The organism is Rothia sp. HMSC069C01 (assembly GCF_001814655.1).
Lineage (GTDB): Bacteria > Actinomycetota > Actinomycetes > Actinomycetales > Micrococcaceae > Rothia > Rothia dentocariosa.
In genome coordinates, this window is the sequence record NZ_KV817408.1 from 639,635 (window position 1) to 660,854 (window position 21,220).

At 49.1% G+C, this 21,220-nt stretch carries 19 protein-coding genes, 1 tRNA gene and 1 riboswitch; of the genes, 5 read left to right on the forward strand and 15 right to left on the reverse strand.

The genetic code is table 11. The features are described 5' to 3' along the window. The first annotated feature begins 191 nt into the window (after nt 1–191). Nucleotides 192–1,469: a dicarboxylate/amino acid:cation symporter gene (locus tag HMPREF2981_RS09410; RefSeq protein ID WP_070662606.1), complete on the forward strand. Its 1,278-nt coding sequence runs from the start codon at nt 192–194 to the stop codon at nt 1,467–1,469. A gap of 79 nt (nt 1,470–1,548) precedes the next feature. Here HMPREF2981_RS09410 and HMPREF2981_RS09415 read toward each other — a convergent pair whose 3' ends face one another. After that, nucleotides 1,549–1,962 carry a nuclear transport factor 2 family protein gene (locus HMPREF2981_RS09415; protein WP_048779782.1) on the reverse strand — a complete coding sequence of 138 codons (414 nt, stop codon included), beginning with the start codon at nt 1,960–1,962 and terminating at the stop codon, nt 1,549–1,551. Between the two features lie 112 nt (nt 1,963–2,074). On the opposite strand from HMPREF2981_RS09415, the gene HMPREF2981_RS09420 reads away from it, so the two are divergent. Beyond that, nucleotides 2,075–2,539 (forward strand): PaaI family thioesterase, encoded by a 465-nt coding sequence (locus HMPREF2981_RS09420; protein WP_048779783.1) that lies wholly within the window; start codon nt 2,075–2,077, stop codon nt 2,537–2,539. Between the two features lie 440 nt (nt 2,540–2,979). On the opposite strand, the gene HMPREF2981_RS09425 is transcribed toward HMPREF2981_RS09420, so the two are convergent. Beyond that, complete coding sequence (locus tag HMPREF2981_RS09425; RefSeq protein WP_048754317.1) at nt 2,980–3,594, reverse strand: ANTAR domain-containing response regulator; 615 nt, start codon at nt 3,592–3,594, stop codon at nt 2,980–2,982. Nucleotides 3,595–3,806: 212 nt separating this feature from the next. On the opposite strand from HMPREF2981_RS09425, the gene HMPREF2981_RS09430 reads away from it, so the two are divergent. Next, nucleotides 3,807–3,886: transfer RNA gene (locus tag HMPREF2981_RS09430), tRNA-Leu, on the forward strand. Between the two features lie 198 nt (nt 3,887–4,084). Here HMPREF2981_RS09430 and pyk read toward each other — a convergent pair. Continuing rightward, on the reverse strand, nt 4,085–5,563 hold the full coding sequence (gene pyk / locus HMPREF2981_RS09435) for a pyruvate kinase (RefSeq protein WP_048779785.1): 1,479 nt from the start codon (nt 5,561–5,563) through the stop codon (nt 4,085–4,087). A gap of 509 nt (nt 5,564–6,072) precedes the next feature. Between pyk and HMPREF2981_RS09445 the strand changes: the two genes are divergently transcribed. Next, on the forward strand, nt 6,073–6,645 hold the full coding sequence (locus HMPREF2981_RS09445) for a flavodoxin domain-containing protein (protein WP_048779787.1): 573 nt from the start codon (nt 6,073–6,075) through the stop codon (nt 6,643–6,645). Between the two features lie 228 nt (nt 6,646–6,873). Here HMPREF2981_RS09445 and lgt read toward each other — a convergent pair whose 3' ends face one another. The 12 genes from lgt to pnuC form a co-directional block, all read right to left on the reverse strand. Continuing rightward, nucleotides 6,874–8,004: a prolipoprotein diacylglyceryl transferase gene (lgt, locus tag HMPREF2981_RS09450; RefSeq protein WP_080976609.1), complete on the reverse strand. Its 1,131-nt coding sequence runs from the start codon at nt 8,002–8,004 to the stop codon at nt 6,874–6,876. Nucleotide 8,005: 1 nt separating this feature from the next. Then, the gene (gene trpA, locus HMPREF2981_RS09455; protein WP_048779791.1) at nt 8,006–8,857 is read right to left on the reverse strand and encodes a tryptophan synthase subunit alpha; all 852 of its coding nucleotides are present in this window, start codon (nt 8,855–8,857) and stop codon (nt 8,006–8,008) included. Further along, a complete protein-coding gene (trpB, locus tag HMPREF2981_RS09460) occupies nt 8,854–10,185 on the reverse strand; it encodes a tryptophan synthase subunit beta (protein WP_048779793.1) in 1,332 nt (443 codons plus the stop codon). Before trpB ends, trpA begins: the two co-directional genes overlap by 4 nt. Nucleotides 10,186–10,372: 187 nt before the next feature. Continuing rightward, a complete protein-coding gene (gene trpC, locus HMPREF2981_RS09465) occupies nt 10,373–11,167 on the reverse strand; it encodes an indole-3-glycerol phosphate synthase TrpC (protein ID WP_048754311.1) in 795 nt (264 codons plus the stop codon). Nucleotides 11,168–11,261: 94 nt separating this feature from the next. Beyond that, nucleotides 11,262–11,516, reverse strand: coding sequence for an HGxxPAAW family protein (locus HMPREF2981_RS09470; protein ID WP_048779795.1), 255 nt, complete (start codon nt 11,514–11,516; stop codon nt 11,262–11,264). A gap of 171 nt (nt 11,517–11,687) precedes the next feature. Next, on the reverse strand, nt 11,688–12,371 hold the full coding sequence (locus tag HMPREF2981_RS09475) for a Trp biosynthesis-associated membrane protein (protein ID WP_070662612.1): 684 nt from the start codon (nt 12,369–12,371) through the stop codon (nt 11,688–11,690). 24 nt (nt 12,372–12,395) lie between these two features. Continuing rightward, nucleotides 12,396–13,988, reverse strand: coding sequence for an anthranilate synthase component I (locus HMPREF2981_RS09480; RefSeq protein WP_070662615.1), 1,593 nt, complete (start codon nt 13,986–13,988; stop codon nt 12,396–12,398). Nucleotides 13,989–14,127: 139 nt separating this feature from the next. After that, nucleotides 14,128–14,601, reverse strand: coding sequence for a 6,7-dimethyl-8-ribityllumazine synthase (gene ribH / locus HMPREF2981_RS09485; protein WP_070662618.1), 474 nt, complete (start codon nt 14,599–14,601; stop codon nt 14,128–14,130). Between the two features lie 82 nt (nt 14,602–14,683). Further along, the gene (locus HMPREF2981_RS09490; protein WP_048751638.1) at nt 14,684–15,445 is read right to left on the reverse strand and encodes a GTP cyclohydrolase II; all 762 of its coding nucleotides are present in this window, start codon (nt 15,443–15,445) and stop codon (nt 14,684–14,686) included. Continuing rightward, nucleotides 15,442–16,719, reverse strand: a complete 1,278-nt coding sequence (ribB, locus tag HMPREF2981_RS09495; RefSeq protein ID WP_048779802.1) for a 3,4-dihydroxy-2-butanone-4-phosphate synthase — start codon at nt 16,717–16,719, stop codon at nt 15,442–15,444. Before ribB ends, HMPREF2981_RS09490 begins: the two co-directional genes overlap by 4 nt. 191 nt (nt 16,720–16,910) lie before the next feature. Beyond that, entirely contained in the window at nt 16,911–18,158 is a 1,248-nt protein-coding gene (ribD, locus tag HMPREF2981_RS09500) for a bifunctional diaminohydroxyphosphoribosylaminopyrimidine deaminase/5-amino-6-(5-phosphoribosylamino)uracil reductase RibD (protein WP_048779803.1), read from the reverse strand. After that, a complete protein-coding gene (gene pnuC, locus HMPREF2981_RS09505) occupies nt 18,155–18,874 on the reverse strand; it encodes a nicotinamide riboside transporter PnuC (RefSeq protein ID WP_048779804.1) in 720 nt (239 codons plus the stop codon). The genes ribD and pnuC overlap by 4 nt, the downstream gene beginning before the upstream one ends. Before the next feature lie 123 nt (nt 18,875–18,997). Further along, nucleotides 18,998–19,136: riboswitch (FMN riboswitch) on the reverse strand. A 484-nt stretch (nt 19,137–19,620) separates the two neighbouring features. Here pnuC and HMPREF2981_RS09510 point away from each other — a divergent pair. After that, on the forward strand, nt 19,621–21,096 hold the full coding sequence (locus HMPREF2981_RS09510; protein WP_070662621.1) for a GH25 family lysozyme: 1,476 nt from the start codon (nt 19,621–19,623) through the stop codon (nt 21,094–21,096). Nucleotides 21,097–21,220: the final 124 nt, after the last annotated feature.

Consider the following 21,220-nt stretch of genomic DNA (forward strand, 5'->3'; position numbering starts at 1 on the left):
TGAACGCAACACGCCTGAAAACTTCTAAAAGGCCTAGTACCGACTAGGCGTTTTCATGTCATGAACGTCTGTCCTGTCGCTGGATAAACATATTCATTCACGCTAGGATATAACTCTATACTTGAGTGTTCCCTGAGAATACCGGGGATGAGCGGCATGGATCTTATCGGTCCCAACACACATAGGAAATTATGAAACTACTCAAAAAGATCCCTCTCCTTGCCTGGATTGTGATCGCAATTCTTGCAGGTGTTCTTATCGGTGCTACAACTCCTGGGATGATCGGTGGCATAAATAGCGGGCTGGGTACCTCTATCCCTACCGATGTTGTAGTTCAGATCTTTGTCTCGTTCTCTACTGTTTTCAGTGCGTTCCTGAGCTTCTCTATCCCGCTTATTATTATCGGTTTTATCGTTCCAGGAATTGGTTCGCTAGCCCAAGGTGCAGGTAAGATGCTGGGCATTACCGTAGCTCTGTCATATCTTTCCAGTATTGTTGCTGGATTTTTAGCTTTAACGGCGGCACTATTCCTGTACCCTATTTTGTTGAAGGGGCAACGGCTAGAATCTTTTGATAACCCTGAAAATGCACTCTCGACAGGATACATCAAGTTTGAGCTTGACCCCATTATGGGAGTGATGAGCGCACTCATTCTGTCCTTTATCCTAGGTCTGGGAATAACAGCCCTCAAGACTCGTAGCATGCTCAATCTCTTCGAGGATTTTCAAGTTATCATTGAGAAGCTTCTCAGCTACGTTATTATCCCGCTTCTGCCCATCCATATCGTGGGCGTCTTTGCGAATATGACCCTTGCAGGCCAGGTTGCTAAGATTCTCTCGGTCTTCGGCATGGTATTCATTATGGTCATTATCTTGCACTGGATAACGCTAACGCTACAGTACACAGTTGCCGGAAGCGTTTCAAAACGCAACCCGTTTAGGATGCTCAAGACCATGATGCCCGCCTATTTCACGGCCATTGGAACTCAGTCCTCAGCAGCTACCATCCCGGTAACGGTTCGATCTGCGAAGAAGGCTGGTATTTCTCCTCGCGTGGTTGATTTCGCTATTCCGCTATGCGCTACCATCCACCTTTCGGGTTCTATGATCACGATTACTTCATGTGCAGTCGCAGTCCTGTATATGACCGGGCAAAATCCCAATTTTGCCTCGGTGACTCCAGTAGTGCTTATGCTAGGCATTATGATGGTCGCGGCCCCGGGTGTACCCGGCGGAGGTGTGATGACCGCCATCGGGCTGCTGGAGTCGATGCTTGGTTTCAATGAATCCATGATCGCCCTCATGATTGCTCTGTACCTTGCGCAAGACTCTTTCGGTACCGCAACTAATGTCACCGGAGATGCCACCATTGCAACGTTTACCGAACGTATCTCTAAGATGTTGGGGGTTGATCCAACTGCCGGGATTAGCGATGAAGACATCGAAAAAGCAGAAGCAATTTCGGCATAGCCTTGATCTAAACGACGGGGTGCGCGTCCAGAAACCTTGGATGCGCACCCCGTTATTCATATGGAGCTTTACTTACACCTTACTTATTCCGCACGAGGGCTTCGCTAATATGCTGACATCCTTTCCAACCCCAATAGATGCGATGGTTCACAATAAGCCCATCGGATATTTCCATGAGCTCTAAGATATCTATTTGTTCTCCTTCAGGAGTTTCTCGCGGATATTCCCACACCAAAGTTTTCCCATTAGTCAGATACTCCCCCGTGCGGTACCAACGTACAAATTCATTCGGACGACGGTGGGTGCCCTCTTCCAGAAAATGCTTAATCGCTTCTCGTCCCCGCAAAACGCCGCCGCCAGCTCCGGGAATTATTGCTGGCACGAGGGGGCTTTCAAAAACTGCGTCCTCAGCATAAAGGCTGAGCAGTCCTTCAGTATCACGGTTTTTAGCGTACCGATGCCATTCTTCATAGATACGTGCATGATCATCCATATTCTTACACCTTCCAAAGCAAGAATCTCGTTTCTTCTCAATCCCGACAAACACATACTTGATAAGAGCTCTTTTTCTACTCCACCCTATCACTGGGAGTACACTTGAAGGCATGACTGAATCTACCCCTAAACTATCTGCTGACCTTGTAGCACAGCTCAACGAGCACGGTGTGCCCGCAGAGACTCATAAATTCTTTCCGAAGGGCTTGGGAGAGCTAATCCCCCGTATGGGAATTATCTTTAGTGAGCTAACTGCCGAGCGAGCTGTGGCATCCATGTCTGTGCAGGGGAATACCCAGCCTGTCGGTTTGCTCCACGGAGGTGCCTCGGCTGTTCTTGCAGAAACTCTTGGTTCATTAGCAGCAGGTATCCATGGAGGAGTTGACTCCATAGCCGTTGGGGTAGATCTCAATGCAACTCACGTGCGCCCCGCCATTAGTGGCCACGTTACGGGAATCTGTACGGCAGTTAAGCTGGGACGTACCGTTTGCGTACACACTATAGAGATTATGGATGAGTCCGATCGAACTATTTGTACAGCTCGTATAACTAATATGATCATTCCACGACCCTAAAGCAGACATATAGAGGATTGACATGGCGCGCCAACCGTATTCCAAACGCTATCCAAAAATCGTCCGTGCAAAACGTATTACATTGCCCTTAGCCATAGCTGCTCTACTGGTATGTTGGGTTGCCGCTATGGGAAATCCAGGAAGTTTCTGGTGGCTAGGACTTTTCATAGCAGCTGGCGTTTTACTCTGGGCTGGATCCCCAACAGCACGCCCGATTAAAGGTCCTCATGGTAGTGATGACGATGACGACATAACCCGCATAATGCGACGCTAATACATTCATTTCAAGACTGTCGTGAGCAAATAAAAGCGTAAAACAGGAGTGTGGATTTTCAGGACAACAAGACTCTTGTTGTCCTGAAAATCCACACTCCTGAATTTTATATTCTAGAGCAGCAGCTAATCATCGTTTGGGACTTGATACTAAGGTCCCAAGAAGATTACTCAGACAGCTGCTTGATAATAGTATCGGATACCTCTCGCATAGAGAGGCGACGGTCCATTGAGGTCTTCTGAATCCACCGGAATGCCTCAGGCTCGGTGAGGTTCATTTTGGTGATAAGCAAAGACTTGGCACGATCTACGAGCTTTCGAGTCTCAAACTGATCACGAATAGTTGTGACCTCTTTCTCTAGCGTACGCAGCTGTTCATATCGAGAAAGCGCCACCTCGATAGCGGGAAAAAGGTCATTAGGAGTAAAGGGCTTGACCACATATGCCATGGCCCCAGCTTCAACAGCACGATCCACCAGCTCTTTCTGGCTGAAAGCGGTCAGGAGCACCACAGGCGCTATTTTTTCCTTTCCGATTTCCTCGGCGGCTGTAATACCGTCCATAATCGGCATTTTGACATCCATGAGCACCAAATCGGGATGGTGTTTTTTGGCAAGCTCGATAGCGGTTTTACCATTATCGGTCTCTGCCACGACCTCGAACCCTTGGTCCTTCAGGATTTCGACGATGTCCAGGCGAATCAACGCTTCGTCTTCGGCAACCACAACGGTGCGCGCCGAGACCTGCTCTCCCTCGTGTTCGTGAGCGGTCTTCTCTGACATAACTCTCTCCTTGGTCTATTTTCAGTCGCCTTTATTCTACAGTAGTTAATAAAACTTCATCTACTGTGTAAGGTTGAAATTTATATGTTTCTCGTCTAGAAGCAAAAACTATCGTCGAGGCTTCAAAGAATACTGTGGATATTTCTTGCTCTTTGTAATTCGATTTTCTGCCAATCGATAGGGTAGAATCTTATGCGTACCTTTGAGTACAAGCCCGAGTGGCGGAATTGGCAGACGCGCCTGACTCAAAATCAGGTTCTTCGGAGTGTGGGTTCGAGTCCCACCTCGGGCACATTTACTAAACTCGTCTTGACCATAGTTATGGTTTTGAGACGAGTTTTTATTTTCCTGGAGCTCCAGTTCAATAGATTGGGTACCCGCAACTCATATGGTGGGTCTTTCCGCATATAGAAAGTCCCGCCTCCTGTATCAAAGAGGCGGGACTTCTCATAGATTCAGTTCGAAAATGTTTACACGATAAAGAAGAACCTTACTTGTGTTCGTCTTCCCCGTAGGGACGCAGGTGCTCACGCTCTTCCGGTTCATGCTCGCCGGAACCCTGTTCCTTAATACGGTGTACCTTAACCATATTGGTTGATCCCGCCACCCCGGGAGGCGAACCTGCAGCAATCACAATAAGATCACCCGGTTCTGCGAGCTTATGCTCGACCAGGTAGTCATTTACGATGTCGGTCATACCGTCAATGTTGGTCGCCACCGGCGCATGCGCAGCTTCAACACCCCACAACAGTGAGATAAAAGCACGCACCTTTGGGTTGGGGGTGAAAGCAAGTACCGGCTGCGCAGGGCGTAGACGTGCTAAACGGCGTGCTGAGTCACCCGTCTGGGTAAAAGTACTAATGTAATCTACATCCAATTGTTCCGCAATGTTTACAGCTGCACGCGTGATGGCACCACCACGGGTACGGGGCTTACGGTCCAGCTGTGGTACGCGGTATAGACCCTTTTCCTCAGTATCACGAATAATGGAGGCCATTGCTGCAATGGTAATAATGGGGTAATTGCCCACCGAAGTCTCGCCGGAGAGCATCACCGCATCGGCGCCATCCAAGATTGCGTTTGCACAGTCAGAGACTTCCGCGCGCGTAGGAGTCGGGCTAGAGATCATGGACTCAAGTACCTGAGTTGCCACAATAACGGGCTTAGCCCAGCGACGAGCCATCTCAATAGCTTTCTTCTGAACCAGTGGCACCTCAGAGAACGGCAGTTCCACGCCAAGGTCGCCACGGGCAACCATGATGCCATCAAACTTGTCGATAATATCTTGCAGATTATCAACCGCTTGAGGCTTTTCGATCTTGGCAATCACCGGAATACGGATACCCTCTTCGGCCATGATCTCATGAACGCGGTTTACGTCTTTCCCGCTACGTACAAAGGAAAGAGCAATAATATCTACGCCCAAATTCAAGGCAAAACGAAGGTCAGCCTCATCCTTCTCGGTCAGTGCGGGAAGAGAAACGGCCGCCCCAGGAAGGTTGATGCCTTTATTGTTTGAAATAGGTCCGCCTACAATCACACGAGTGCGAACACGAGTTGGAGTTACTTCAACGGCTTCCAGCTGGATCTTACCGTCATCCAGCAAAAGTTTATCGCCAGGCTTCACATCGCCAGGAAGACCTTTATAAGTCGTACCACAGATATCTTTGGTACCCTCAACGTCCTCAGAAGTAATCGTAAAATCAGCGCCAGGCTTTAGATATTCTTCCCCGTTTACAAAGCGCTCCAAACGGATCTTAGGACCTTGCAGATCAGCAAGAATAGCTACTTCTTTCCCCAACGCCGCGGATTGTTCACGGATAGTTGTGTAAGAGTTAGTGTGAACGTCATGGTCACCGTGACTCATATTCAGACGGGAAACGTTCATACCCGCCTTGATCGCTTCCGCAATTTTTTCGGGAGAAGAAATAGCCGGACCAATGGTTGCAACGATTTTTGCGCGCCTCATGTACCTAACCTTCGTGTGTTGGGGTGGAACCTTCTAAGAAAGATACCCATAATATAAATGGAACCTTCTCATCAGGAGTCCCAATTATTCCCACACAACACCATGTATACACAACATGGCATGTGCGGCATGCATCCCTTCTAGTATATTCCTTCTCAAGCGTTTTCGGGAGGAAAATTCTCGGTATTTTCAGGAAATCCTTGTTTTAACCTCGAACCATATTGCCCACTCAAGACTCACGTGCTCTCTATCTGCCCCTCAGAACAATAATTAGGTTTTAGTTGTTTTCTGACATCTCATTTGAAACTATGGCCAAGCGTTCCTGTCCGAGAAACAAATATGCCCACATCATGTATGACACACCTTGATGTTCATCGCTCACCCCCTTCTTCCATGTGATAAAAACGACACGCCAGTATTGGCTAAGCAATTTCACATTTATCACCACCTGCCATAGACTGGAATCAATAATTAGTATCTTGTATGCAAATTTGCTTTGGGAGGCTTCAGTGACCATTCGTGTGCTGATTATCTTCGGTTCAACCTATGGGTACACCGAGCGTTATGCGAACTGGCTAGCAGAAGATCTGCGAGCATTACCACAGGCTCCTGAAGTCAATACTCTACGGGCTACAGAAGTAACCCCTGAACTTGTGGAAGCAGCAGACTCCGTTATTATTGGCGGTAGCGACTACGGTGGGTTCCTTACAGGCGCTCCCAGCCTCAAGAAGAAGATTGTTCCCTTTATTCTCCCTAAAAAGGAACGTACTGCATTCTTCACGGTTTCCTTCACAGGCGAGTACTCCAAAAAACTACTCGACAAGGCTGTCGCTAAAAGTTATACCGCAGAACTCACCGATGGACGCCCGACTTTCCATTTACGTGGTGGGATTGATTTTTCAGAACTTTCACTTGCTCATAAGACCGCTCTTAAAGGTCCGGTTCGCGCCTGGTTGATGGCTAATCCAAACCCCAACGAAGGTATTCAGCAAATGCTTGAGTGCTATAAAACCGGCCATGCGGATTACACCAACCGAGAGTCTCTAAAACCACTTGTTGAAGCAATATCCAAATTCCTCTGATATCGCATAGCAGGTTACCAAAATAAGCTTGGCCGGAGGTTTTCTCTCCTCCTCCGGTCTTTTGATTCCGGATGCGGGTGCGAGGCCGCGCCGATAACGTATTCGGTTGCAGGGGGTGGGTCTTGTGTGTGCGGCCCACCCCCTCCTTTTATCTTTCATCAAGGAAAAAGTCAGGTCCTCTCCACCATTGAAATAGTGAAGAGGACCCAAGGTTAGTTGTCCAGGAATTTACGATTTAGATTTTTTCCACGGGATATCAGGAGCTTTATCCTGCTTATCACCGGTCTGAACCCTATCTGCAGGCTCCTCGTGGGTGCCTGGTTCTTTGTCTTTTGTAGCTTTCTTCTCTTCCGTTACCTTCTTTTCAGATATCCGAGATTCTTCCAAGGTCTCTTTACCCTGATTAGAAACCTCATCCGAATCTTGGGCGGCAGTCTTCTCTGAGTTAGGGGTATGCTGAACAGATGGCCCCTGAACTGGAGCTTCAGCAATGCCCGCTGCAGCTTTAGCCCTAGCGCGGATACCAGCGGCAACAAAGCCGATCAACCCTAGTACAATCAGGGCACCCGATGTCCACACGTGAACCCGCAGCCCCAGAAGTGTTTCAGAGGTATCAATACGCAGGAACACTTCAATGAAGAACCGTCCAATACCGTAGTACAGCACATAGAGCCAAAAAGTTTGTCCGCGCTTCAGGAACCTATTCCCCAGGAAAATTAGAAGGAATGCGCCCACAAGATTCCACAATGATTCGTAAAGGAATGTGGGGTGAAAGAGAGTTCCTGCGGGATATTGAGCAGGAAAATTCCCACTCGATTGACTAATCTCCAAACCCCACGGAAGGGTAGTAGGCTTACCGAAAAGCTCCTGATTAAACCAGTTGCCCCAACGACCAAAAGCCTGCGCCAAAATAATACCTGGTGCAACTGCATCCGCAAATGCTGCATAGTTAATCTGGTATCGGCGACAAGCAATCCAGGCCCCCAGGGCTCCTACGGACACCGCTCCCATAATGCCGATGCCGCCTTCCCAAATCTTCAGGAAAGCCCAAGGATCAGAGACATTGGGACCAAAATAGCTGCCAGGGTCTGTAATGAGCACATGGTAAGCACGCGCCCCAATAATTCCAGCGGGAATAGCCCACATTGCCACGTCATATACGCGCTCACGTGTGCCGCCAACTTGTGCCCAGCGCCGAGCACTAAGCCATAGACACACGATTATTCCGGCTAAAATGCAAAGTGCGTAAAAATGGATACGAAACGGCCCAAGCTGAAGATAAGATACACTCGGCGACGGAATTGACGCCAGCGGAAGGGATACTGCTGAGGTAAAGGATTCCGATAATATAACATTCATACTATGCACGTCCTGCAAGTTCACGAGTTAGTGCTCCCACCGCAGTAGGACCTCCATCAGCTAGAGCTTTTACAAGTGCCGTTCCTACAATCACACCATCTGCATAAGTTCCGATCTCTTCAACATGGGCACGAGTTGAAACGCCTAAACCAACACACGCGTATTCAGCGCCTGCAGCATGAAGGTTTTCGACAAGTCCTTGGGCAGCTTCTGAGACTGAGGTGCGAGCCCCTGTAACGCCCATGACAGAAACGGCATAAACGAACCCGCTCGAAGCCTTAGCGATAGTCTCTAAACGTTGAGGTGATGATGATAGCGCCGCCAAGAAAATACGATCTAACCCGTATTTTTCAGAGGCTTCGAACCAAGCCGATGCTTCATCGGGTACTAAATCTGGAGTGATCATTCCAGCTCCTCCAGCAGCCGCAAGATCACGTGCAAAATTATCAACACCGTAGGCAAGTACAGGGTTCCAATACGTCATCACGACAACGACAGCTTGGGTTGCCTCGGTAATGCGCCGTACAGCATCAAAAACCCGAGAAAGTTTGAAGCCGCCTTCTAATGCGGCACCTGTGGCATGCTGGATAACGGGGCCGTCCATGACCGGATCCGAGTACGGCACGCCCAGCTCAATAATGTCGGCACCGTTATTTCCTAATTCGATAGCTGCTGCCACAGAATCTTCAAAGTTGGGAAAACCTGCGGGGAGGTACCCGATAAGTGCTGCACACCCATCTTCTTTGCATTCGCGTAACCGCTGCACGAGAAGCGAGTTCGGGTTTTGGGGTGGGAAGGTACCGTCAAGGACTTCGTACTTTGCCACATGCGGCTGTGCGTCTTGATAGCTCATGCGTGCGCCTCGCTTTCTGCCTGCACTGCCTTCTCAGCAACTGCCTCTTTATTGCCTGTCATGAGAGAAGATGACGGGGTTGCTTTCCCTAGATCGAACCATTTCAAGGCGGTCTCCATGTCTTTATCGCCACGACCAGATAGGCACACCACCATTATTTTTTCACGGGCAGACTCAGAATCTTGATGCGCCCATTCCTGACAGACACGTAACGCACCGGCAAGTGCATGCGCCGATTCGATGGCAGGAATAATACCTTCAGTACGGCAAAGCAGTTGAAAAGCATCCATAGCTTCAGTATCGGTCACCGGCTGGTAGCTGACACGGCCTAAGTCTGAAAGGTATGAGTGTTCGGGCCCAACGCCGGGATAGTCCAGGCCAGCAGAAATCGAATGCGACTCTATAGTTTGCCCATCTTTGTCTTGCATCAGGTAGGTTACGGCACCGTGAAGCATTCCTGGGCGGCCTAGATTAATAGTTGCGGCGTGACGTCCGGTTTCTACACCGTCTCCCCCCGCCTCAAAACCGTAAAGTTTTACATCGCGGTCATCAAGGAATGCATGGAAGATTCCAATGGCGTTTGAACCCCCACCAACGCATGCAGAAACTCCGTGGGGAAGACGCCCAGTCATCTGTTGAATTTGTTCGCGTGCTTCAGAACCAATAGCATCATGAAAGAAACGCACCATAGTAGGAAAAGGATGTGCTCCCGCCGCTGTACCCAGCAGATAGTGGGTATTCTCGACATTAGCGACCCAGTCTCGAAGAGCCTCATTAATAGCGTCTTTCAGAGTACGGGAGCCATTCTGAACGGCAATAACTTTCGCGCCCAAAAGCTGCATACGCGCCACGTTCAAAGCCTGCCGCTCGGTATCTTCTTCACCCATGTAAATCACACAGTCCATACCGAAAAGCGCAGCAGCCGTTGCCGTTGCTACACCGTGCTGACCAGCACCGGTCTCTGCGATCAGACGTGTCTTACCCATGCGCTTTGCGAGAAGTGCTTGTCCTAAAACATTGTTAACCTTGTGGCTACCGGTATGGTTAAGATCTTCACGTTTCAGAAAGATCCGAGCCCCAGCGTGCTCTGAGAACCGCGGAACTTCCGTTAGCAATGAAGGACGATTCGAGTATTCAGCAGAGAGTCGCTGAAATTCCGCAATAAACTCTGGATCCTGCTTAGCATTCTGGAAGGTAGACTCAAGCTCATCCATGGCGGCAATTAACGATTCAGGCATCCATCGCCCACCGTATTGCCCGAAGTAGGGACCGGGTGCATTTTTGAGGGATTTCCCCTCAAGAAATGCGTCTGCCAGGTTTTCGCTCATTGTTGTCCTTCCCGGGTACTTTTATTTTCATCCATGAGTTAGGTTTGTACACTTAACTCATGGTACGGCTTGTTCGTATTCTTACTATTCTACGCGGAATGACATAGCGTCAGCGTATATAAAGAAAAGCCCTATGATTATTCACATGTGAAAAACTGTCATCTACGTAAGATAGCCCTAATCTGCATTAGAGATGAGGTACAGCCGAAAATTCACGTACAGTTTTCTCCGGATCTCCAGATTTGACCAGAGTCTCACCAATAAGCACGACATCAGCACCAGCCTGCGCGTAGTTCTGTACATCGCTCAGCCCAGATACACCAGATTCTGCAACTTTAATAACGCTTTCCGGCAGGTCGGCCGCAAGCTCTGCATAATGCGCGTTCTTGACTTCAAGAGTTTTTAGGTTGCGAACGTTAATACCTATAATTTTGGCTCCGACACGCTGAGCGATAGATATTTCTTCTGAAGTATGTGCTTCTACGAGAGCATTCATACCAAGCGATTCGGCAAGCTCTAAGAAAGCACTCAAGGTATCTTCTTCCAAGGCAGCAACAATAAGAAGCACCAGATCTGCGCCGTGTGCACGTGCCTCCCAAATCTGGTACTCATCAACAATAAAATCTTTACGCAATATGGGAATACTGACGTGAGCACGAACCGCATCCAGATCCTCCAGGCTTCCGCCGAAACGGCGTTCTTCGGTAAGCACCGAAATAGCTGCTGCTCCTCCACGCTGATACTTCACCGCTAGTTCCGCTGGATCCGCTATTTCCCCCAGGACACCTTTCGATGGAGACGAACGTTTCACCTCTGAAATGATACGCACAGTTTGGCCATCACCACGTAAAGCGCATACAGCGTCAAGAGCTGGTGCCGTAGAGAGCGCTAGCTCCTGCACCTTTTCCAGAGGATGTTTTGCACGACGATCCTCTAAATCCTCACGTACTCCACCAATAATTTCATCTAGTACGGTACTCAACAGTGTTCCTTCTCATAGTCATCAAATATCCAAAAGTTTGAGATAGCACAAGAGAGAGCGCCTCGTCATGGGCGAGGCGCTCATAGCGTATTTACTAGTGACGCTCAGTATTTTTGGTTTTAGAACCACCTTGGCCGTAGCCAGCACTCTTGAGAAGCAATCCAGCCACTAGACCCAGCACGATAATGCCAGCACCAACAAAGACGATAACGGGCTGAGCCAGATCATACGCAACAGCACCAACAAGTACCCCGGCCGTCATGATGGCGATCATAACCCACGACGCTACGGTGCTACCGTGATTTGCATACGGGCGTTCAGGAACAATAACAACTTTCTCTTCCGTCACGAAAACTCCTCATGTGTGTGCACAGATACGCGAATAATGCGTACAGACGTCCTTTCTTCGATTTTAGGTCATGACCTCGTCTTCTGTGAATTTGCTGGTGAGAATCGTACAAATATTTAGGCAGGCACGGGTGTACAACTCGCAGCGTTTGAAACCTTTTTACTATTAAAACTATTTCTCTGCGGTAGGGTCTTCTCCCCTGCTCAGCAGGTCCCATGCATCCATATTGTCGACCTCACCGGGAGCTTCTTGCATGTTACGCACTGTGCGGTCATATTTACGCCCACCTTGCCAGTGTCGAGCCACCACAAGAGTCCAAAGTCCCACGCACATAATAAGAAAACCTGATATGCATGAAATCCACGGCCAAACAGTCACAGCATACGCACCTGTAGACGCCACGGTTCCCGTTACCTTGCTGGTCTCAGTTACAACCGCATCTGCGGGATTCATCACCACCGACAGCGCAGAAAAAATAATACCCGCCCCGGATCCTAAACTTACAAATGCGATAACATACCGCAAAAGCTGAGGGGCTATGCGTGCCGCTAAAGGAGCTGCTAAAGCTACCATCGCCAGCGCGCTTACTGCGGGCGCCGCTTGAGACCCGTTAATGTCAAGGTTTTGTTCCCCCAAGACCCCGTTCACATGCGCTTGGACCCAAGGAAAAAGCGTCGTACTAAAGGCAAGGGCAGCCACAGCAAGCCCTGCTAAAAGCACCAGTCCAGGCGCTTGTAGTCGCGCAGGTTTCGAGTGTAAGTTTTCATCCGCCGCACTAAAAGCCGTAGCAGTACTCGTTGTCTCGTAGTTATTTGATTGATTCAAAGACGAGGATTTATGCCGCTGTGTATTCATGGGATTATGCCCTCCCGCAGGTTCTTAATCTGCTGTGGTAACGCGTTTTGTCTGCAGAGGTTTCAGACCCGATGCCGTCAATACGGCACGGAGCGGAGCAGCTGACTTATTTACGGTCTCTTCAGTCTCGGACTCCGGGTTGGAGTCCATCACAATACCGGCTCCAGCCTGTACGTAAGCTTTTGTTCCCTTGAGAACAGCAGTACGAATTGCAATAGCCATGTCCATGTTTCCAGCAAAATCAAAATATCCGCAGACACCCCCATAAACCCCACGGCGGGTCGGCTCATACTCATCGATAAGCTGCATGGCCCGCGGTTTGGGAGCCCCCGAGAGAGTCCCCGCCGGAAAAGCAACGCGAAGTACATCGTAAGCACTGAATTGAGGGTCAAGTTCAGCACTCACTGAGGAAGAAATATGCATGATATGGCTAAACCGCTCAATCACCATGAACTCATCAACAGAGACCGTTCCAGGCTTTGCAATTCGAGACAGATCATTACGCGCCAAATCAACCAGCATCAAATGCTCAGAGCGCTCTTTTTGATCGGCAAGAAGCTCTTCAGCAAGAGCTATATCCTGTTCACGAGTTGCACCGCGAGGCCGGGAACCAGCGATAGGATGCGAGGTCGCACGACCCTCCTTGAGGGTCACCAAGGCTTCTGGGGAAGAACCAACAATTTGGAAAGGAACATCCTCAGCATCTTCAAAGTTAAAGAGGTACATGTAGGGTGAAGGGTTAGATTGACGAAGGACGCGATAGACATCAAGCGCATCCGCGCCGGTTTCAACTTCAAAACGACGTGAGATCACGATCTGAAAGACGTCGCCATCAATAATATTTTTCTTACACCGATCAATTGCGTCTTGATACCCTTGCACCGACCAGGTTTGAGTAACCTCACGATGAATTCGATCATTTACCTCAGAAACTCCGGTTAAAACCGATGCCGTTTCAGAGGCACCCTGTTCTAGCTGCTGCAGCATACGGTGCAGACGTTCGACCGCATCGACGTATGCATCATCCACATTTTCATCGGTACCGTTGAAGTTAATGGCATTTGCGATCAAGAGCGCTGTACCGTCAGTATTATCATGGATTGCCATGTCAGAAACCATATTCAAGGCAAATTCTGGGAGATTCACGTCATCAGCTGGCGGATACGGCAGGTTTTCCCAGCGGCGTACTACGTCCCAGCCCAAGTAACCTACCAACCCCGATGTTAACGGTGGAAGGCCAGGAACCGGTTCAGTATGAAGCATACGAAGGGTTTGATCAATAGCTTCAACGGGGTCGCCTTCTGTTGGGGCTCCCGCCGGAGTTTGCCCTTGCCAATATATCTTGCCGTCTCGTGTGGTCAGGGTTGAACGAGAAGAAGCGCCGATAAAAGAATACCGGTCCCAAGCTGCCGATTCCCCCTCGGTCGCGGTCTTAGCCGATTCAAGCAAAAAAGTTCCAGGATCAGCGGCACCATCGTGTAGAACCAGCGAACGATAAATACCAATGGGTGTGAGCGAGTCTGCAAGAATTTTGATGCACACCGGAATAACTCGGTGAGTCACCGCGCGTTCCCGGAATTCTTCAAGAGAGGGTGAGATAATGCCCAAATCCTGCATAGGACTAATCCTTCGTGCTTGATTGCTGATGCCCAAACTGTTGCCTGGGGCTCTCGTATTAGTGTACAAGTTCCACCACATCTAACAGTGGTTTGAACAAACAGCGCGAAGTATCAAAATTGACACTTCGCGCTGTTAATTAGCTCAGTCGTTTGAGAGTCGCTGCGGTTTGCAAAGCTGCCGCCGTTGCCTCATAGCCTTTGTCTTCAGAGGAACCAGGAAGTCCGGCACGGTCTAGAGCTTGTTGTTCATTATCGCAAGTGAGTACCCCGAAACCGACCGGGCGACCAGTCAGCACGGAAACATCGGTCAGACCGCTCGTAGCGCCCTGACATACGAAGTCAAAGTGAGGAGTTCCACCGCGAATAACAACGCCGAGGGCAACAATCGCATCGTATTTTTCGGCAAGACGGGTTGCTGCAACAGGTAGTTCAAAAGTCCCCGGAACACGCACAATAGTCGGCTCCAGCTCCGCATCAGCGGCGGCGCGCTGCGCCCCATCGAGTAACCCTTCCATGACCTGAGTGTGCCAGCTTGCCGCGACAATAGCTAGTTTGAATCCAGTGTAGTCCTCAGGATTGAGAGTGGTATCTGCTGCTCCTGCGCCGCTCATATTTCTTAACTCCTTGGTGTCGTTGGTTTATATCGCAAAGTCGTCCTCTGACCACACAGCAAGCTGTTATCAGCCAGAAGAACTATATACTAGGCCCATGGAGCCTATGCCCCATACGCCGACGTTTTGTTTCAAGGTACTTGGCGTTCTCAGCACGCGCCGGAATTTCGTCAGGAATTACCTCATGTACTTCAAGCCCCAGCTCGGTCAGCGCGTCAACCTTTGCCGGATTATTTGTGATAAGTCGCAGATTATGAACCCCGAGTTCTTGCAGAATAAGTGCCGCCTGCGTGTAATCACGCATATCTTCGTCTAAGCCAAGCGCTAAATTTGCGTCTAGGGTATCAAGGCCAACGTCTTGAAGTGCATAGGCTCGCAGCTTATTTACAAGCCCAATACCTCGCCCTTCATGATTGCGAATATAGAGCATCCAACCACCATAACGCGAGAGAATTTTTAACCCATTCTCAAGCTGCTGACCACAGTCGCATCGGAAGGAGCCCAGAATATCTCCAGTAGCACATTCGGAGTGGATTCGCACTGCGGGAATCTGAGCTTCTCCCGAAAATGCAATAGGGTTCCCTTGGGCGTCTATAGCACGAATGCTCATATGCTCAGCACCATCGGCAAACCGCCAAGCACGTACCCCAAAGTTTCCATGGGGTGTAGGAACAATAACCTCAACGGTCGATTCCACCAGTTGCGGACTGGGATGAGGCACTAAGTCTAAAGGCGAAGCTGTGTATTGGTGGGCAAATCTCTCAGCAAGATCGCGTTTCTCGAATTCGAGCTCTGAGGGTATGTGCTTGTGCTGAGTGCTCTGCTTTTCTGGGGTATCACTCATGCTCGTTCCTTCACATACTGAATAAGGTCTTCGATCGAAATCATGGGGAGGCTGTGTGCAGCTGCAAAAGAGCGCAAAGCCTCAAAGCGCATCATACTTCCATCATCATGAACAAGCTCGGCGATAACGCCTACGCCCGAAAGACCTGCCGCACGAGTAAGTTCTACGGCCGCTTCTGTATGCCCAGCACGTTCCAAAACCCCACCAGCTACGGCACGCAAGGGAAATATATGCCCCGGACGGCTCAAATCTTCAGGGCCCGCTGAGGCGTCTGCAAGAACTCTGACTGTGCGGGCACGATCGGCGGCGCTAATACCTGTTGTGGTTCCTACACGCGCATCGCAAGAAACCGTATATGCAGTACCTTTAGGATCTTCATTGTGCGCGGTCATCGGCGGCAAGTTCATGCTGTCTGCGCGTTCGTGACTCATTGGAGCACATATCACTCCGGAAGTATAGCGGATAGTAAATCCCATGAGTTCTTCTGTAGCATATTCAGCCGCAAAAATTATATCTCCCTCATTTTCACGGTTTTCATCATCCACTACAACGACAGCTCGACCGGCGGAGATAGCCTCAATGGCCTCCTGAATAGAATCCAGCTCTTGTGCAACTACGGAAGTTTCATGGAAATCTACATTTCTCATTTCCATCAACCGGGCTACATATTTAGCGAGCGCGTCTGTTTCAAGATTGACAGTGTCTCCTACGGTAAGCTGCCCTAGATTAGTTGCGCTAAGAGTTTCAGGAATCAAACCGACTTCAAACCAAGGAGCGCTCTCAGCAGAGGCAGAAACTGCTGTTACTGTCAGCGATACGCCGGAGACGGCGATAGAACCTTTCTCAACCAGATACGGAGCAAGTTCTTGAGGAATGGAAAAACGAATAGTGCACCATGCATCATGTTCAGTTATTGATGTAACCGTCGCGATACCATCTACGTGTCCCTGGACTACGTGTCCGTCAAACCTTCCGTTGGCAGGCATACACCGTTCAAGGTTAACGATCGTTCCTTGAGCTAGTGTGCCTAAATTAGTCCGAGTGAGCGTCTCCTCCATGGCATAAGCGCGAAATTGCTGCGGTTCAATGCTATCCTCATCGACGGCAGTTAGACATACACCGTTGACAGCTAGGGATCCTCCATGCTCCAAGTCAGAGACAATATCACCAGCGTTAATAGTGATATATGCAGCTCCGGTCGAAGTCCCTTGAGCGTCATAGACTGGTTGAACGGACTCAACGGTACCTAGCGCACCGATAATTCCTGTAAACATGTGTGTCTTCTCCTCTGTGGCAGCTGTACCAGGATGGAATTCAGATGCCGCTACGATACTTGCACTATAACTATAAAGATGAGTCTTTTATTCCCCGAAATATCGTGCAGGTGCATACCGGAACGATCTCAAAGACGATGGTCCCTTTCCTGCACTTTGTTTCCAGGAATTATGCATAACTTTTGTAGTTTTTATTCTCGTGGATCTGGAAAATATTTGTGCGTGAAACGTGGAAGTACACGACGAATACCCGGTGTATTTTTTGCGGTACTGCGTGGGCTTGGTATCAGGTGCGTTGCGGTGTCTTCACCTAAGACCCGAACTGATGGAAACATCCCAAGATCATCAAGCTGCAGACGAGGGGCATTTTCCAACGTGTTGGTAATAAGTCGGTACATTGCACTTTTACCGTGCCCCATGAGTATAGGAGCGCGGTACCAAACAAGTTCGTCAAGAAGATCTTCCCCGGTAAATAGGCCAACCATTCCCGGTCCTCCCTCAATCATGAGGTGTCGCACCCCACGACTGTAAAGTTCGTCAAGAAGGACTCGGGGCTCGTGAGTGTAAACCTGCATGTAATTTTCTGGGTCTCTTGTACCTAGACCACACACTTTATAGGTGCTTGGTATATCTGTTTCTCCCATGACAACCCGTAAAGGCTGTTTCTTGTAGCGTTGCCCTGAGATATCACGGGCATCTAGTGAGGGATTATCAAGGAGTGTAGTGCGGGTTCCGATCATCACGGCGTCTGCGCGTTTTCGGATGAGATGCCCATCAGCACGTGCTTGTGAACCAGTTATCCATTTACTGGTGCCGTCTGCTGCCGCGATAAAACCGTCAAGAGTTGAAGCAGATTTAACGGTAATAAATGGTCGTTTTTCTGCGACCGAAATAAACCATCGTTCATTTAGCGCGTACGAGTCGTCAGCAAATTCTCGCATATATGTTGTTACGATTCCGTGAGAGCGTAAATATTCTGCTCCGCCAGAAGCCTGAGCGCTCCTATCTGGATATGCATAAAAGACCTGAGAAATTCCAGCTTCTTTGATAGCATGCGAGCACGGACCGGTTTTGCCTGTATGATTGCAGGGTTCTAGCGAAACATACATTTTTGCATCGCTCATATCCGTGCCAGCCGCGCGGGCTTGAGCTAGGGCATCCGCTTCAGCGTGAGGGGTTCCCGCCCCACGATGCCATCCAACATGCAGTACTTGACCGGTGGAGTTTGTAATAATTGCCCCCACAAGTGGATTAGCCCCTCGTATACCCTGACGAGCGGCTTTTAAAGCTAAACGCATAGCACAATCATCGGTCAATGCCCCTTCAGGGATCTTCATGGTTACCGAAGCAGGTATTCCTTGAAGATGTCCGTACTCCGCAGCAGAATAGTCAAGGTCATTTACGGGCGTATACATCTCAGGACCTAGATACGTTGTCATGATTTGCTCGATTCCACGTCAACAGTAATATCTGGAAATTGCGTTTGAACTCGGGTTTTTTCTTCACGGTTCCGAGTACTCCACCATACGAAGAAGCCTACAAGAGTAAAGCATCCGTAGAAAACATACATCAGCGAGGTGGCATAGTAGCCTGCACCCCAAAGTAGCGGAACACCAACAATATCAACAGCAACCCAAATTAGCCAGAACTCTACCCATCCTCGTGCCATACCATAGGTCGCCATAAGCGAACCGGTAAATATCCAAGCATCTGACCATACAGGCTCGTATGACCCTAGAGAACGAAATATTGGGGTTAACGCTATCGTGCCAAGAATAAGTACAGAGATAACGCTAAAACGTTCCATCCTGGATGCCCATCGTGGAATTACAGCTGCCCCCTCGGCACGCGTTCCTTGAACTCTGCAGGATTGCCGCCAACGATACCAGCCCCATACAGAAACAGTTATGAACATAATCTGGCGCCCAGCCTGACCAAGCATATTAATGGGGTTGGGGCTGCCGAAGAAGGCACCCATAAAAACGGTAAAAAGCAGCAGATTTCCGGCTATACCGATCGGCCATGCCCAGACTTTACGGCGCATTCCGCCCAACGCTGAGGCTAAACCGAAAAGGTTACCTAAAACTTCGCGCACAAGAAGAATCTGGTCTCCAAACTGTATTTGTGCGTCGAAGAGCCACCGCAGAACGTTCACTGTTCCTCCCTTTCATCGTCATTGCGGCGACTCCGGGGAGAACAAAATGCATTGATTCCAGCAATTGCTGGAACATTAGATAACGGTTTCGAATATATACCGTGACCGCATCCCGTGCTTTCTGCTCGTGCTACCTACCATCCAGACTGTACTGTCGGTACCGGAATTTCACCGGTTCGGCCATAGGCATCACAATATTGATGCACACGGTTCGCGGACTGTCACCGCCGGTTCGGAATTTCACCGACCCCGGAGCACGATTACGGGTCAATTATGGCATACCGCGCAAGCTCGCCAAAAGCAGGTCTTGGGGAAGGCACCAGTACTTGCACATGTGTAGGTAAAGATATAACTAATTTACGTACACCTAAGTCTGTGATTTAGATATTATGCACTCTCATATAGAATGTATTGTTCACTCCTACCTGTTTATATTAAAAAATATAAAACTATTTTCACCATATATGAGGTTTAATATATAATTTAATGATATTAAATCTGGAATATAAGAAATATTAATACTTGATGCTCAAAAAATGCTCACAACCCCGAAAAACCATGCTACAAAGAAGCAGAATATTTGAAATTTATAGGAAATTATCTCTAGAATACATTTCGTTCATGCTTCCTCTGAAGAGCACGAACTGCAGTGCATTTTTAAGAATCGAAAAACTCATTCGTATTTTTAAATCATGCGCAGCACATATCACTCTCACATACACAACTAAATAAAATTGCAGGTAAACATGAAACTTTTTAACCGGCAAAAGTCTATCTCAAAGACCATCGCAGCCGTTGGCGCTATGGTGCTGGCTTTAGGAACTATAAGCCCGGCAGTAGCTCATGAAAATACTTCTGATGCTTCTGCTACAGCTCAAATTCCCGCTCACGAGGAAATGAATACTCCAATGGGTGCAGGTGAGCGAGCTCGCCTTGCAGAGTCGCAATCCTCAACTCTTGGCAAGATCTCCCCTAATGCCACTTCCATGTGGACTCCCACAAGTGGAACCCTCGGTATGGACGTTTCTTCATACCAAGGAAACGTAGACTGGAACCGTGCATATAATATGGGCTCCCGTTTTGCATACACAAAAGCAACAGAGGGTAACTATTACACTAACCCTTACTTTGCTCAGCAATACAACGGTTCCGCGCAGTCGGGCATGATTCGTGGTGCCTATCATTTTGCCAACCCACGCTCCACCTCTGGAGCTGAACAGGCACGCTATTTTGTCAGACATGGCGGTGGATGGAGTAACGACGGAATTACAATGCCCGGCCTACTCGATATTGAATACAACCCATATCCAAGTCTTGGCAACACCTGCTACAACATGAGCAGTGCCGATCTCACTCGGTGGATTCGTGATTTCATGGAGACCTACCGCAGCCTCACCGGTCGATATCCTATGATTTATACCGCTAATTACTGGTGGAGGCAATGCGTAGGCGCAACAGAGTTCGGTAACCATCTCCTGCATCTAGCAAATTACAACTACTATCCCGGTCCTATGCCAGCCGGGTGGGGTAATTACGATATATGGCAGTTCTCTTCTGAAGGACCTTTTGTTGGAGACTCGAATTTCTTCCCGGGTACGGTTCACGATTTACGTGCACTAGCCACCAACGCGGGGGCAAAGAACCGTTCATGGCATCCTCAACCCGCGCCCCGAGTAGAAACGGCTCCTAAGACCCGGTTCCGGGATGTTCCGCAGAGCTCGCCTTTCTATAAAGAAATTGAATGGTTAGCCAACGAGAAAATTACTACCGGTTGGCCGGATGGCACTTTCCGACCGGACGCAGGTGTAGAACGCGCTGCGATGGCAGCTTATTTCTACCGTATGGCTGGCTCTCCCCCGGTTAATCTTCCAGCACGTTCACCTTTCCGCGATGTATCGCCTCAAGACCAGTTCTATCGCGAAATTGTCTGGATGCATCAGCAAGGTATCGCTACCGGATGGGCAGACGGTACCTTCCGTCCGCACGATAGCGTCAACCGCGATGCGATGGCAGCATTCTTCTACCGTTTCGCGGGGAAGCCAGCGGTACCCGCAGGTCGTAATTTCTCAGATGTTGGAGCGAATAACCAATTCTATCGAGAAATTATGTGGCTCAAAGGTACTGGTATTGCTACCGGCTGGGCTGATGGCACCTTCCGTCCTTGGCAACCTGTTGAACGGGGCGCGATGGCAGCGTTTATCTACCGCTATAAGCACAAGTAAAATAGTCGCTCTTCATTAACAGGGAGGATTTCCCACAGTTTTGTGGGGAATCCTCCCTGTATTATTACCCGCGGTACTTTCAGATATGACAGCTGCTTTAAGTATGCGTACCTCACTGTTTTTC

Coding starts and splice junctions, on each gene's coding strand:
- HMPREF2981_RS09420 (WP_048779783.1), top strand. CDS start 2,075: ATGACTGAATCTACCCCTAAACTATCTGCTGACCTTGTAGCACAGCTC.
- ribB (WP_048779802.1), bottom strand. CDS start 16,719: ATGTTTACAGGAATTATCGGTGCGCTAGGTACCGTTGAGTCCGTTCAA.
- HMPREF2981_RS09480 (WP_070662615.1), bottom strand. CDS start 13,988: ATGCAGGATTTGGGCATTATCTCACCCTCTCTTGAAGAATTCCGGGAA.
- ribH (WP_070662618.1), bottom strand. CDS start 14,601: ATGAGCGGCGCAGGAGCAGCAGATACCACTCTCAATCCTGAGGACTAC.
- lgt (WP_080976609.1), bottom strand. CDS start 8,004: ATGAATGTTATATTATCGGAATCCTTTACCTCAGCAGTATCCCTTCCG.
- HMPREF2981_RS09410 (WP_070662606.1), top strand. CDS start 192: ATGAAACTACTCAAAAAGATCCCTCTCCTTGCCTGGATTGTGATCGCA.
- trpA (WP_048779791.1), bottom strand. CDS start 8,857: ATGAGCTATCAAGACGCACAGCCGCATGTGGCAAAGTACGAAGTCCTT.
- HMPREF2981_RS09415 (WP_048779782.1), bottom strand. CDS start 1,962: ATGGATGATCATGCACGTATCTATGAAGAATGGCATCGGTACGCTAAA.
- HMPREF2981_RS09425 (WP_048754317.1), bottom strand. CDS start 3,594: ATGTCAGAGAAGACCGCTCACGAACACGAGGGAGAGCAGGTCTCGGCG.
- pyk (WP_048779785.1), bottom strand. CDS start 5,563: ATGAGGCGCGCAAAAATCGTTGCAACCATTGGTCCGGCTATTTCTTCT.
- HMPREF2981_RS09510 (WP_070662621.1), top strand. CDS start 19,621: ATGAAACTTTTTAACCGGCAAAAGTCTATCTCAAAGACCATCGCAGCC.
- ribD (WP_048779803.1), bottom strand. CDS start 18,158: ATGACAACGTATCTAGGTCCTGAGATGTATACGCCCGTAAATGACCTT.
- HMPREF2981_RS09475 (WP_070662612.1), bottom strand. CDS start 12,371: ATGAATACACAGCGGCATAAATCCTCGTCTTTGAATCAATCAAATAAC.
- HMPREF2981_RS09490 (WP_048751638.1), bottom strand. CDS start 15,445: ATGAGTGATACCCCAGAAAAGCAGAGCACTCAGCACAAGCACATACCC.
- trpB (WP_048779793.1), bottom strand. CDS start 10,185: ATGAGCGAAAACCTGGCAGACGCATTTCTTGAGGGGAAATCCCTCAAA.